We start from the raw sequence: 13564 nt of genomic DNA, 5'->3' as shown, positions 1-13564 counted from the left end.
CGCTGCTACGGCCAGGCACACCGGGGCAACAGGAATTTGCCTGACGGCTCCGGGCAGGGCAATCGTGACGCTTTGTGACAGCCTTAACATTCGGCAACATTGTTTAACCCTGTCGGACCATCAAGCAGCAGGCTGTTCCAGCCGATAATGTCAGGAGAGCATATCAAGACCGGCCTGATCCAGCTGCAGGCCGCAGGGAGAACAGCATGAGCGCAGCATCCATCACCACCACCGCCGGCCCGCTAGACGTGCAAACCATTGTCAGCCAGCTGATGACCGTGGAGCAGCAACCGCTTACCGACAGCCAGAACAAGGTGTCCACCTACAAAACCGAGCTGAGCGACATGGGCCAGATCAGCTCGGCGCTGTCAGCCCTGCAAACCTCGGTCAGCAGCCTGTCATCCGGCGCTTTCCTGCAGACATACAAAGCCACCACATCAGACAGTACGATTGCCAGCGTTGCCACCAGCACGGGTGGCATTGCCGGCACCTACCAGCTGAACGTCAGCAAGCTGGCCCAATCGCGCCAGCTGGTATTTGACCAAAACAGCAGTGGCCAGCCGATCACCAGCGCCACCACCGCGCTAAGCGGCGTTCCCTCGTCGCTGACCTTCAGCGTCGCCGGCACCGCCACCACCGTCAACCTGAACAATGGCGGCAGCGGCGGTGAAAGCCTGCAAAACATTTCCGATGCCATTAACGCCGCCAATGCCGGGGTCAATGCCTCGGTCGTGCAGTACAACGGCAATTACTCGCTGGTGATCGCTTCGGCCAATTCCGGCTCGGCCAATGCCTTCAGCGTCACGGCAGGGGGCAGCGACAGCGGCAACACCAGCGGCAACACCCTGGCCGGGCTGCAGCAAAGCAGCACCGCGGCAACCGAATCCTTTGCCGCCAGCGATGCCCTGATGACGGTCAACGGCGTCAATGTCTCGTCCAGCAGCAATACCGTGACCGGAGTGATCACCGGCGCTACCGTCAATCTGGAAAAAATCGGCCAGGTTTCCATTGGCATGAGTCAAGACACTTCCGGCATTGCCTCCACCCTGCAAGGCTTTGTTGATGCATACAACAAGGTGTACAACACCACCAGCACGGCCTTCAATGGCGACATGAAGGGCGATGATTCACTGCTGTCCATCCAGGATCAGCTCAGCTCGGTATTGCAGACCCAGGTGCCGGGCGTGGATGCCACCACATCCTATGCCTACCTGTCGCAGGTCGGCATTTCCCTGCAGAAGGATGGCACGCTGGCACTGGACCAGACCGCCTTCAACAAGGCACTGACCAGCAATCCGACCGCCGTGGCCAATCTGTTCGGCAACAGCAGCAGCACCGGCTTTGCCGACCGTTTCAACACCACCATCAACAATCTGCTGGGACCTACCGGCATCGTGGCCACCAAACAGAACGACCTGAACCAGAGCGTGACTGACGAAACCAATCACCAGACCGAAATCCAGACCAATCTGGATGCCTTGCGCACCTCCTATTTGCAGCAATACACCACGCTGAACGCCACGCTGGCGCAAATGCAGCAATCCACCAGCAATCTGGCAGGCCTGCTCGCCTGATCTTGCCCAACAGTAAAAAAACGCCGCCCGGAGCAGTCCGTGGCGGCGTTTTTCATGGTGAAGGCAAGCAGCTCAACCCAGCAGTGGTGTGCCATTGATGGCATTGGCCAGTGCCAGGCCGCCCAGCACCAGAAAAATGATGGATGCCACAATATGCACCGCCTTGGTGGGCAGGCGGTCGGCAAAGCGGCTACCCAGGTAGATCACCGGCACGTTGGCCAGCATCATGCCCAGCGTGGTGCCCGCCACCACCGGCAGGAAATCATGAAAGCGCGCCGCCAGCGCAATGGTCACCACTTGCGTCTTGTCGCCCATCTCCGCCAGGAAAAACGCGAATACGGTGGTGGCAAACACCCCCATCTGCCGCTTGGGCATGGTGATTTCATCTTCGTCCAGCTTGTCGGGAATCAGAATCCAGCCGGCCATCAGCGCAAATGACGCCACCACGGCCCAGTTGAGGATGTTGGGGCTGAGCGCCGTGGACAGCCAGGCGCCAATACCGCCGGCACCGGCATGATTGACCAGGGTGGCCAGCAGGATGCCCAGGATGATGGGCAAGGGCTTGCGATAACGCGCCGCCAGAATCAGGGACAGCAATTGGGTTTTGTCGCCGATTTCGGCCAGGGCTACCACGCCGGTGGATACCAGAAAGGACTGCATCAAGTGTTCTCCATGGCCGGGACGCGGAAACGAGTGACCGCAATGCGTCCCGGCCATGCGGAGCATTACGGTCAAAAGTCTCGCCAAGTCTCGGACCACGTGTGCCATGCCGGAACCGGCAAGTCTGTTGACACACGTCCCTCTCACATGCGGAGGGCGGCTACTCCCTGATGACGGGTGGCATTGTAAAGCAGCCATGCCATTTGGCAAGTCCCGTTTCCGTTTTTTTGCGGCTGACCCGTCAGCGGGCGGCCCAGGCGTTAAAGCGCTGCTCCAGGTTTTCGCCGTGATCCACCCAGAAACTGCTGTCAATGGCCACGCCCTGCTTCAGGTTTTGCGGTGCGGTGGGCAGGTTGGCCAGCACGCTCTTGTCAATCAGCGCCGAAGCCTTGCGATGGCTGACCCCATAGCTGATGCCCTTCACATATTCGGCCTGGGCGGCAGGCTGGCTGACGAAAGCCAGAAACTTGTAAGCGGCCTCCAGATTGGGACTGCCCTTGGGAATGGTCCAGTAGTCGTAATCGTAGATATTGCCGTTCCACACCATTTGCAGCTGCTTGCCGCCTTCTTTCTGCGCCGCGCTGATGCGGCCGTTATAGGCCGAGCTCATCACCACATCGCCCGCCACCAGATACTGCGCCGGCTGCGCGCCGGCCTCCCACCACTGGATATAGGGCTTGAGCTGGTCCAGCTTGGCAAAAGCGCGATTCAGCCCGGCCGGGGTATTGAGCAGCTTGTACACATCATGTGGTGCTACGCCGTCCGCCATCAGGGCGATTTCCAGCGTGTACTTGGCCCCTTTGCGCAGGGCGCGTTTGCCGGGATATTTCTTCACATCCCAGAAATCGGCCCAGGAGCGCGGCGCTGTCTTGAGCTTGTCGGCGTTGTAGGCCAGCACCGTGCTCCAGGCATAGGCCGCCATGCCACAGGGTTGGGCAGCGCCAGGCAGCAGCTCGGCCGGCTTGATGATGCGGCGGTAGTCCAGTTTCTCGAACATGCCTTCGTCGCAACCACGCATCAGATCCGGCGACTCCACGTCCAGCACATCCCAGCTCACCCGCTTGCTGTCGACCATGGCGCGCACCCGCGCCATTTCACCGTTGTAGTCGCCACTAAGCACCTTGATGCCGCTGCTGGCGGCAAAGGGCTGGTAATAGGCTTTTTGCTGGGCATCCTTGTTGGCACCGCCAAACGACACCACGGTCAGCTCGGCCGCCGACAACAGCGGAGCAAACAGCAGCCCGGAATACAGCAAAACACTTGGAAAACGCATGGATGAAGGCATGACTATCCCCTGGAAGTTGCGCAGCCAGGTGGGCGGCTGCGTGACTTACTCTAGGGACAAGTCCGGCAATAGGTAAAATAGCTTTACCGTGTGAACTGCATCGATTTTTACGATGCAGGGAGCGTCGTGCGGCCTGACTCAGCCCAGGCGGCTGATATTGCGCTCGCACAGGGTGACAAAGGCCTCGGCGCGCCGTGTGAGGCGCAACTCCTGCGGCCAGGCCAGCACGATGTTCAAGGCCGGTACCTCCTCGGCGATCGGCAGGCACACCAGCTGGTCGCCGGCATAGCTCTGTGGCGTGCGCGGGCGCAGGTTCAGCAAGGCATAGCCGTTGCCAGCCGCCACCAGTCCACGTACCAGTTCGAAATTGACAGTCTTGTGGCGCACCCGCGCCTCCAGCCCCTGCAGCCGGAATACCGACAGGAAATACTCGCGGCTATGCGGCAGGTCCAGCAACACCATGGGCAAGGGGGCGAGATCCTGCAGCGAAACCGCCGCCTGCCCCGCCAGCGGGTGATCCGCCGGCAGCAAGACATAGGGCAGCACGGTCTGCAGCGTCTGCCGGTACAGGCTGGGCGCCAGATCCAGGTCGTACAGCAAGGCCAGCTCGGTCTGGCCGCTCAGCAGGGCTTGCTGCAGCTGCTCGGTATCGCCTTCGTGCAGCCGCACCGAAATATCGGGATAATCTTCACGCATGGCCGCCAGCAGGCGCGGCAGGAAAATCGGCGCAATGGTGGTGAAACACCCCAGCTCCAGATTGCCCTGCAAGGACTGACTGAGCGCACTGGCGTGCTGGCTCAGGTCCTCGGCATGCGCCAGCAGATTGCGCGCCGCCGCGACAAAGCTCTGCCCGGCCGGCGTCAGCGACACGCCCTTGGCATGGTGGCGGATAAAGAACTGCAGGCCGAACTGTGCCTCCAGCTGGGCAATGGCGCTGGAAATGCCGGGCTGCGAGGTGTACAAGGCATTGGCAGCCGCTGTCACACTGCCGTGGTCGGCCACCGCCACCAGATAAGCCAATTGCCGCAGGGTGTATTGCATAATATTTATCGATCCAATTGGAAAAATAATAATATTTTCGATATCAACTGTGAGCACCTACACTCGTCTTGTCAACCAGACTGCTCCGGCCACTGCACAGCCGGCACCATTCGGCATCACCCCGGCCGCTACGGAAAGAACTTCAATGGAATCCCTCACCCTGCTGCAAACCCTGGTCGGTTTCGATACCACCAGCCGACTGAGCAATCTGCAACTGATCCGCTTTGTCAAAAACTACCTGGCCGGTTTTGGCGTAAACAGCCGGATCGTGGAAAACGAAGACGGCAGCAAGGCCAATCTGTACGCCACCATCGGCCCCACCGACCGTCCCGGCGTGATGCTGGCCGGCCATACCGATGTGGTGCCGGTAGATGGCCAGCACTGGCACAGCAATCCGTTTGCATTGGACATCCGCGATGAGCGGGCCTATGGCCGCGGTACCGCCGACATGAAAGGCTTTATTGCCAGCGTGCTGGCGCAGGTGCCGCAGCTGGCACGCAGCCCGCTGCATACCCCGCTGCACCTGGCTTTCACCTATGACGAGGAAATCGGCTGCATCGGTGTGCGCCGCCTGCTGGAAGTGCTGGGCGGCCTGCCGGTATTGCCGGCCATGGGCATTATCGGCGAGCCCACCCGCATGCAGCTGGTGGCCGAACACAAGGGCAAGACCGCCTGGCGGGTCACCGCCCACGGCCATGAAGGCCACTCCAGCAATCCAGCAGCCGGGGTCAATGCAGTGGAGTATGCCGCCGAGCTGGTCAGCTTCATCCGCAGCCTCGCCCGCCAGCGTCGCCAGCACGGGCCGTTCGACCCCTTGTATGAGGTGCCTTACAGCACACTGCATGTTGGCACCATGCAGGGCGGCACTGCCCTCAACATCATCCCGGCCAGCTGTCATTTCGATTTTGAAATCCGCCACTTGCCAGCCGATGCCCCTCAGCCACTGCTGGATGCCATCCGTCAGCACGCCACCCAGGTATTGCAGCCGGAAATGCAGGCAGTTGACCCCGCCTGTGGCTTCAGCTTCACGGAAAAAACCAGCTACCCCGGCCTGCTTACACCGCCGGACGCCGCGGTGGTGCGCTTTGTGCAAGGCTTGCTGCAAGACAGCACACCGCCGCGCAAGATCGCCTTTGGCACCGAGGCCGGCTTGTTCAGCGAACGCTGCGGCATTCCCACTGTAGTGTGCGGCCCCGGCGACATTGCCCAGGCCCACCAGCCGGACGAATGGCTGGCGCTGGACCAGCTGGCCGCCTGCGACAGTTTTCTGTCACGGCTGACGGCGCAGCTGCAGCACTGAGGCTGTCGCACAAACGCCGCAACCGGCCCGGCGCCGCGCACAAGGAAGCCGGGCCGATCCGCCTCAGGAATGGTATCCTCCTGCTGCCTTTGCAGACAGGAGCCGGCCATGGCCTTCAACAGCACATTCACCCCGCAGGATCAGGAAGCGACAGCCGAGCAGCTGGCCAGTGAGCGTGGCTGGTTATTGCTGGAATTCGGCGCCCCCTGGTGTGCGCACTGCCAGGCGGCCCAGCCGCTGCTGGCCGCTGCCATGCAGGCGCATCCGCAGCTCGCCCATCGCAAGATTGAAGACGGCAAAGGCCGCCGGCTGGGCCGCACCTTTGCCGTCAAGCTCTGGCCCACCCTCATCCTGCTGCGGGATGGGCAGGAGGCCGGCCGGCTGGTGCGACCGGATAATGCCGCCGCCATTCGCCAGTTGCTGGATCAGGCCACAGCAAATAGCTGAAGCACTATATTGATGATTTGGCCCGCGTGCTTAGTGCACGGCGGGCAGTACACGGCAGCGGCCTGTCCGCCGCCGCAGGAAATGGATGTCATGCAGTTCACTCACGCCGAGCCGCCACGCTCCCCCCGTATCCTGTCGCTCATCCCGCCGATGACGCAGCTGAATACGCCCTACCCCTCCACCGCCTATATCACCGGCTTTTTGCGCTCGCGCCAGATCACCGCCTTTCAGGAAGATCTGGCACTGCAACTGGTGTTGCGGCTGTTCTCGGCTTCCGGCCTGCAGGCAGTACGGCAGCAGATTGACGCCATTCCGCCGAAAAAGCGCAGCGCCCAGCTGCATGGCTTTGTCGGCCAGTTCGAGCGTTACCTGGCCACCATCGGCCCGGTGATCGCCTTTTTGCAAGGGCGTGACTCCACCGTGGCCCATCGCATCTGCGGCCGCAACTTTCTGCCGGAAGGCGAACGCTTTGCCGCGCTGGAAGTGTATGTCGACCCGGACGATCCTTACGGTGGCGACCCGCTGGCCTGGGCCTTTGGCGCACTGGGCCAGCAGGACCGCGCCCGCCATCTGGCCACGCTCTATCTGAATGACATCGCCGATGTGCTGCGCGAGGCGGTGGACGAGCGTTTTGAATTCGTGCGCTATGCCGAATCACTGGCCATGAGCCAGCCCACCTTCGACCCGCTGGCCCGCGCGCTGGCCGGCAAACCCACGCTGGTGGACGACACCCTGCAACAACTGGTGGAAGAAGCCATTGCCCGCCATCAGCCGGACATCGTGCTGTTGTCGGTGCCCTTCCCCGGTTCGGTGTATGCCGCCTTCCGCATTGCCCAGACCATCAAGGCGCGCTGGCCGGCCATCCGCACCGTGCTGGGCGGCGGTTTCGTCAATACCGAGCTGCGCGAACTGAAAGAGCCACGGGTATTCGATTACTTTGACTTCATCACCCTGGATGATGGTGAAAAGCCGCTGCTGGCGCTGCTGGAACACCTGCAGGGCAAACGCTCGGCCTCGCGCCTGGTGCGCACTTTTGTACGCGAAAATGGCGAGGTCCGTTACATCAATATGATGGAAGCCGACATCCCCTTCGAGGAAGTCGGCACCCCAACCTGGGACGGCCTGCCCATCGACCGCTACCTGTCCTTGCTCGACATGCTCAACCCCATGCACCGGCTATGGAGCGACGGGCGCTGGAACAAGCTGACGGTGGCCCATGGCTGCTACTGGAAAAAATGCAGTTTTTGTGACGTGACGCTGGACTACATCTCACGCTACGAAACTGCTTCGGCCAGCACGCTGGTGGACCGTATCGAAGCCATCATTGCCGAAACCGGGCAGACCGGTTTTCACTTTGTCGACGAGGCCGCACCGCCCAAGATGCTGCGCGCGCTGGCCGAAGAACTGCTGCGGCGCAATGTGTCCATTTCCTGGTGGGGCAATATCCGCTTCGAGAAATCCTTTACCCCGGAGCTGTGCCAGCTACTGGCGGAAAGCGGCTGCATTGCCATTTCCGGCGGGCTGGAAGTGGCCTCGGACCGCCTGCTCAAGCTGATGAAAAAAGGCGTGTCGGTGGAACAGGTGGCGCGGGTCACGCAAAGTTTTACCGAAGCCGGGGTGCTGGTGCATGCCTACCTGATGTACGGCTTCCCCACCCAGACCGTGCAGGACACGGTGGATGCGCTGGAATACGTACGCCAGCTGTTTGATACCGGCTGCATCCAGTCCGGCTTCTTCCACCGCTTTGCTTGCACCGTGCACTCGCCGGTGGGTCAGAACCCGGAAGAATACGGCGTCAGCCTGCGCCCGCTGCCGCCGGTCAGCTTTGCCAAGAACGATGTCGGCTTCATCGACCCCACCGGCACCGACCACGACGCCATGGGCAAGGCGCTTAACAAGGCGCTGTACAACTACATGCATGGCATCGGTCTGGAGGAAGATGTGCGCAGCTGGTTTGCCGGCCGGGTGCCGAAAACCCGCGTGCCGCGCCAGTTCATCGCCCGTGCGCTGGCTTGAACAGCCGCATCGATACCATTACAAAGGCCGGGTTGTCCGCCGGCATGGCCAGTATCTGCCGGGCTTGGCCAGCCCGGCAGCTGCTTAGCTCGCCCGGCACACTGAACGATTAGCTGACGCGGCGCTCAAAACCGATGCAGCCCAAACCTGGAAATCATCTTCTTGATTTTCCATGCGCTGCGCCAGCCCAGGAGAACCCCCATGTCATCCAGCCCGAAGAATGCCCGCTTCCCGCAGCAACCCAGCCTCGACATCACCCTGAAGTTCCTGCAGGTTTCGATGAACAATGTCGAGCAATTGATGAATTTCCAGATCAGCACCAGCCGCAGCCAGCTGGACAACTATGCCAAATCGCTGCAAGCCCTTAGCCAGGCCGGCAGCCCGCAAGAAGCACTCAACCAGATCAGCAGCATCGCCAAGGAAAACGCCAACCAGGCCATGGAATGTTCCGGCGAGTTCTGCGGCATCCTGACCAAGGCCCAGGAAGACCTGCAAGGCCTGGCGCTGGAGCACCTGGGCAGCATGCAGCACTCCTTGCAGGGCATGGCGGCCTATCTCCAGCCAACGGAAACGGCAGACAAGAAAAAATAAACCCTGCCATCCTCAAACAAACAGCCCGCACATCCATCAGGATGTGCGGGCTGTTTGACATGGGCCGCCTGTGTGCTCAGTCGTCGCCGAAATCAGCCTGCTCCGCCAGCTGCTCGGCCTGTTTTTGCTCTTCGGCCAGCCTGGCCTGCCATTGTTCTTCACTCAGACCATGGCTGCCATCGCAATAATCACGTCGCCCACAACCACAACGACCGATATCGGCCGGATTCGCCTGTACTCGCATTGTCTTCCCCGGATAAACCCGTCCGCGCCACCGTGGCAGGACGGGCCGCCCGGCCACGATGGCCGGCAAGGGGCAGAGACTACCCTGAGTAGGCCGCCGTTTCAACGCCCACGCTGAACATGCCACCCACGAGCGCCTGTGTAGCCGGCTCAACGCCCGGTCTTGAGCTGTGTCCACAGCCGGTTCTGCAAGCGCAGGATATCGCTGGGCAAGGGCTGCAACAGGAACAGCGTCTGCATCACCGCCGGCGGCGGATAAATACCGCCATCGCTGGCAATGGCCGCTTGCACCAGCTTGCGTGCCGGCAGATTGGGCGTGGGGTAGAACACCTTGTTGGTGATGCCGGCTGCCACATCCGGCTGCAGGATGTGGTTGATCCACTGATGGGCTGCGGCCGGATTGGGCGCATCCTTGGGAATGGCCATCATGTCGACGGAAAACGGTGCCCCGCTTTTGGGAATGACATAGCTGATCTGGTAGTGCTTGCCGGCATCCGCCGCACGACGGCGGGCAATGCCGATGTCGCCGGACCAGCCCACGGCAAAGCAGATATCGCCATTGGCCAGATCATTGATATAGCCGGAAGAGTTGAACTGGGTGATATAGGGGCGGATCTTCTTCAGGGTTTCAAACGCCGCCTGATAATCGGCCGGGTTCTTGCTGTTGGGGTCCTTGTGCAGGTAATGCAGGGTGATGGCAAACACGTCACTGGCCTGATCCAGCATGGATACGCCACAGCCCTTGAGCTTGCTCAGCTTGGCCGGCTCGAACAGCACATCCCAGCTATCCAGCGCCACTTCATTGCCCAGCGCCGCCTTGACCTTGTTCAGGTTCAGGCCCAGGCCATCGGTAAACCAGGCATAGGGCACGCCGTATTTATTGCCCGGATCGGCCGTGGCCACCATCTTCAGCAGCTGCGGGTCCAGATTGGCCAGATTGGGTAGCTCGGCCTTGTTCAGCGGCAGATAGATGCCGGCTGCCGCCTGACGGGCCATGTAATTGGAGGTGGGCACCACGATATCGTAGCCCGCCTTGCCGGTCAGCAGCTTGGCTTGCAAGGTGTCGTCACTGTCGTAGACATCGTATTTCACCTTGATGCCGGTCTGTTTCTCGAAGCTGCTGATGGTCTGCTCACCGATGTAATCGGACCAGTTGTACACATGCAGCTCGGCTGCCTGTGCGGTCAGGCCGAGACAGAGTGCCGCGCCGGACAATAGCAGGCGCATGGTGGGTTTACGGCTCATGATGGGACTCCCGATAATCCTGTGACGAAATCCGCAGACCGGCGCATGGCAGGACTGCGGGGTAAATGGCGTAACTGGGAATGAGTCATGCCGGCTCTGAACGGCCGTTTGTCAGGGACCAGCAGGGCGGCAGCTGCCGCCCGCTGTTTACAACAGACCCAGCTCCTGTGCGGTGCGGTCCACCGCGCGGCGGGTCTTGCCAACCAGCTCGTCGATCTGGCTGCGGGTAATGGCCAGCGCGGGCGCCATGATCATGCGGCCATGGGTGGAGCGGATGATCAGCCCCTCGTCAAAGCCATGAGTACGGCAGCGCCAGCCGATGTCGTCTTCGTTGGCAAACAGCTGGCGGCTGGCCTTGTCTTCGCACAGCTGCAGGGCCGCCACCATGCCCGTGCCCTGGATGTCGCCCACCAGCGGGTGGTCGGCAAATACCTCACGCAAACAGGCTTGCAGATAGGGTCCGGTATCCTGCTTGACCGCCTGCACCATGCCCTCGCCCTGCAGCACATCCAGATTGGCCAGCGCCACCGCGGCGGCCACCGGGTGGCCGGAATAGGTCAGACCGTGGGCAAACACCCCGCCCTTGGCGATCAGCGCCTCGGCCATGCGCCGCGACAGCACCAGCCCGCCCATGGGGATGTAGCCGGAAGTCAGGCCCTTGGCGATGCTCAGCGTGTCGGGCTGGAAGTCGAAATGCTGGTGGGCAAACCATTCGCCGGTACGGCCAAAACCGCCAATCACCTCGTCGGCGCACAGCAGCACATCGTACTGGCGGCAGATACGCTGGATTTCCGGCCAGTAGCTTTCCGGTGGGAAAATCATCCCGCCCGCGCCCTGGAAGGGTTCGGCGACAAAAGCCGCCACCTTGTCCGCCCCCAGTTGCAGGATTTTCGCCTCCAGTTCCTGCGCGCATTTCAGGCCAAACTCGGCCGGGCTCAGCTTGCCGCCATGGGCATACCAGTAAGGCTCGGCAATATGCTCTACCCCCGGTATCGGCAGATTACCCATCTCGTGCATGAAGGCCATGCCACCGAGCGAGGCGCTACCGACGGTGGAGCCGTGATAACCATTGTGGCGGCCGATGAAGATTTTCTTGTCCGGCTGGCCCATCACATCCCAGAAGCGGCGCACGGTGCGGATCAGCACCTCATTGGCCTCGGAGCCGGAATTGGTATAAATCACATGGCTATAGCTGCCGGGCAGCAGGGAAAACAGCCGCTCTGACAATTCCACCACGGCCGGATGGGTGGTGTGGAAAAACATATTGTAGTAACTGAGTTCCTTCAGCTGACGGGTGGCAGCATCGATCAGCTCTGGCCGGCCATAACCGACATTGGTACACCACAGGCCGGACATGCCGTCCAGATACTGCTTGCCCTCGTTATCCCACACATACAGTCCTTCGCCACGGGTAATGACGCGGGCGCCCTCCTCGTTCAAGGCTTTCTGGTCGAGAAAGGCATGAATATGGTGGGCGGCATCCATCGCCTGGTATTCGGCGGTACTGCGAACGGGTTGGGTATTTTTCATTGAGGTCTCCATGCCGGCTGCGCCGGCTTACAGGCTGATCCAGGTGGTCTTGAGCTGGCTGAACTTGTCCAGCGCATGCAGCGACAGGTCGCGGCCAAAGCCGGACTGCTTGCAGCCGCCAAACGGTACGCCGGCATCCAGCGCATCCACGGTATTCACCGATACCGTACCGGCGCGCAGGGCGCGGGCCACGCGGTGGGCGCGGCGCAGCTGGTCGGTCCAAACCGCCGCGGCCAGGCCATAGATGCTGTCATTGGCCAGGGCGATGGCCTCGGCCTCGCTGTCAAACCGCAGCACCGACAGCACCGGGCCGAAGATTTCCTCGCGGGCAATGCGCATGTCCGGGGTCACACCGGTAAACAGGGTGGGTTGCAGATAGCAATCGCTATGGCCTATGCGCAGGCGCTCGCCGCCAGCCAGCAGGCTGGCACCTTGTTGCAGACCGCTGGCAATAAAACCCTGCACCCGTGCGGTATGGCCGGCATCCACCAGCGTCCCCTGCCGGGTGGCCGGGTCCAGCGGATTGCCCGGCTGGAACGACGCCATCTCGACCAACAGTTTTTCGACAAAACAGTCGTGAATGCTGGATTCGACCAGCAAACGCGAACTGGCGGAGCACACCTGCCCCTGATTGAAATAAATGCCGAAGGCTGCCTTGCGCGCCGCCGCATCCAGATCGGCACAGTCGGCAAACACCAGATTGGGACTTTTGCCACCGCACTCCAGCCACACCATCTTCATATTGGAAGCGGCCGAATACGCCAGAAAACGCTTGCCGATTTCCGTGCTGCCGGTAAACGACAGGCAATCGATATCCGGATGCAGGCCCAGCGCCTGCCCGGCTTCTTCGCCATAGCCAGGCAGCACATTCAGCACGCCATCGGGCAGGCCGGCCTCGCTGGCCAGTTGCGCCAGCCGGATGGCCGACAAGGGCGACTGCTCGGCCGGCTTCAGCAGCACGCTATTGCCGGCGGCCAGCGCCGGCGCCACCTTCCACGCCGCCATGTCCAGCGGGAAGTTCCACGGAATCACCGCCGCCACCACGCCCACCGGTTCGCGCGTCACCAGCGCCAGCGCATCCGGCCCGGTGGGAGCTACTTCGTCGTACAGCTTGTCGCAGGCTTCGGCATACCAGTCGAACAGCGCCGCGGTAGCCGGGACATCAATATTCAGCGCATCCGAGATCGGTTTGCCCATGTCCAGGCAATCGAGCAAGGCCAGCTCGTCGGCATTGTCACGCAGCAGTTGCGCCAGCTTTTGCAGCACCACCTTGCGCTCACGCGGATGGCAGCGCGACCAGTGGCCGGCATCGAAACTGCGACGGGCTGCGGCTACCGCGGCATCGACATCCGCCCGGTCGCAGCGCGCCACCATGGCCAGTGTCTGGCCGGTGTGCGGGCAGCTGCTGGCAAACTGGCGGCCGTCCCGTGCATCCTGCAACCGGCCATCGATATAAGCCTGGCTGGCCGGGCGCAAGGCGGCAGCGCAGGCAGTCCAGAAAGCGGTATCTCGTGCATGCATCGTGCTACTCTCCTGTCGGGGTGCAAGCCCTGCGCCGGAACAGGCCGATGGCCGCTGGCAGGCTTGCTACTCATTGCCGGCCAGTCTAGGCAGCCACCGGCAGCAGCAACA

12 protein-coding genes and 1 riboswitch are annotated in these 13564 nt (G+C 61.8%); of the genes, 5 read left to right on the top strand and 7 right to left on the bottom strand.

Annotated elements, in window-relative coordinates:
* Positions 1-206 precede the first annotated feature (206 nt).
* Positions 207-1574, top strand: coding sequence for a flagellar filament capping protein FliD (gene fliD / locus JHD64_RS00410; RefSeq protein ID WP_059285149.1), 1368 nt, complete (start codon positions 207-209; stop codon positions 1572-1574).
* A 72-nt stretch (positions 1575-1646) separates the two neighbouring features.
* Here fliD and JHD64_RS00405 read toward each other — a convergent pair whose 3' ends face one another.
* The 3 genes from JHD64_RS00405 to JHD64_RS00395 all read right to left on the bottom strand — a co-directional run bounded on the left by JHD64_RS00405 (position 1647) and on the right by JHD64_RS00395 (position 4560).
* Positions 1647-2234 (bottom strand): TMEM165/GDT1 family protein, encoded by a 588-nt coding sequence (locus tag JHD64_RS00405; protein WP_199051897.1) that lies wholly within the window; start codon positions 2232-2234, stop codon positions 1647-1649.
* A gap of 11 nt (positions 2235-2245) precedes the next feature.
* Positions 2246-2415: riboswitch (yybP-ykoY riboswitch) on the bottom strand.
* Between the two features lie 60 nt (positions 2416-2475).
* Positions 2476-3519: an ABC transporter substrate-binding protein gene (locus JHD64_RS00400; protein WP_199051896.1), complete on the bottom strand. Its 1044-nt coding sequence runs from the start codon at positions 3517-3519 to the stop codon at positions 2476-2478.
* Positions 3520-3657: 138 nt separating this feature from the next.
* A complete protein-coding gene (locus tag JHD64_RS00395; protein WP_199051895.1) occupies positions 3658-4560 on the bottom strand; it encodes a LysR family transcriptional regulator in 903 nt (300 codons plus the stop codon).
* Positions 4561-4705: 145 nt separating this feature from the next.
* On the opposite strand from JHD64_RS00395, the gene argE reads away from it, so the two are divergent.
* From argE to JHD64_RS00375, 4 genes are all read left to right on the top strand, one after another.
* Positions 4706-5860 carry an acetylornithine deacetylase gene (argE, locus tag JHD64_RS00390; RefSeq protein WP_199051894.1) on the top strand — a complete coding sequence of 385 codons (1155 nt, stop codon included), beginning with the start codon at positions 4706-4708 and terminating at the stop codon, positions 5858-5860.
* Positions 5861-5968: 108 nt separating this feature from the next.
* Positions 5969-6307: a thioredoxin family protein gene (locus tag JHD64_RS00385; RefSeq protein ID WP_110312854.1), complete on the top strand. Its 339-nt coding sequence runs from the start codon at positions 5969-5971 to the stop codon at positions 6305-6307.
* Between the two features lie 90 nt (positions 6308-6397).
* Positions 6398-8323, top strand: a complete 1926-nt coding sequence (locus JHD64_RS00380) for a radical SAM protein (RefSeq protein ID WP_233170264.1) — start codon at positions 6398-6400, stop codon at positions 8321-8323.
* A 201-nt stretch (positions 8324-8524) separates the two neighbouring features.
* On the top strand, positions 8525-8914 hold the full coding sequence (locus JHD64_RS00375) for a phasin family protein (protein WP_059285144.1): 390 nt from the start codon (positions 8525-8527) through the stop codon (positions 8912-8914).
* Positions 8915-8990: 76 nt separating this feature from the next.
* Here the strand turns inward: JHD64_RS00375 and JHD64_RS00370 are convergent, their stop codons facing one another.
* From JHD64_RS00370 to JHD64_RS00355, 4 genes are all read right to left on the bottom strand, one after another.
* Positions 8991-9158, bottom strand: a complete 168-nt coding sequence (locus JHD64_RS00370) for a hypothetical protein (RefSeq protein ID WP_158527667.1) — start codon at positions 9156-9158, stop codon at positions 8991-8993.
* Between the two features lie 149 nt (positions 9159-9307).
* On the bottom strand, positions 9308-10402 hold the full coding sequence (locus JHD64_RS00365; protein ID WP_082693314.1) for a polyamine ABC transporter substrate-binding protein: 1095 nt from the start codon (positions 10400-10402) through the stop codon (positions 9308-9310).
* Positions 10403-10549: 147 nt separating this feature from the next.
* Positions 10550-11932 (bottom strand): aspartate aminotransferase family protein, encoded by a 1383-nt coding sequence (locus JHD64_RS00360; protein ID WP_199051893.1) that lies wholly within the window; start codon positions 11930-11932, stop codon positions 10550-10552.
* Positions 11933-11959: 27 nt separating this feature from the next.
* Positions 11960-13453, bottom strand: coding sequence for an aldehyde dehydrogenase (locus tag JHD64_RS00355; protein ID WP_199051892.1), 1494 nt, complete (start codon positions 13451-13453; stop codon positions 11960-11962).
* Positions 13454-13564 lie beyond the last annotated feature (111 nt).

It is taken from the genome of Aquitalea sp. ASV15 (assembly GCF_016429115.1).
Taxonomy (GTDB): domain Bacteria; phylum Pseudomonadota; class Gammaproteobacteria; order Burkholderiales; family Chromobacteriaceae; genus Aquitalea; species Aquitalea magnusonii.
The sequence above is the reverse complement of the archived record's forward strand: the minus strand, read 5'-3'. Positions and strand labels throughout refer to the sequence as shown.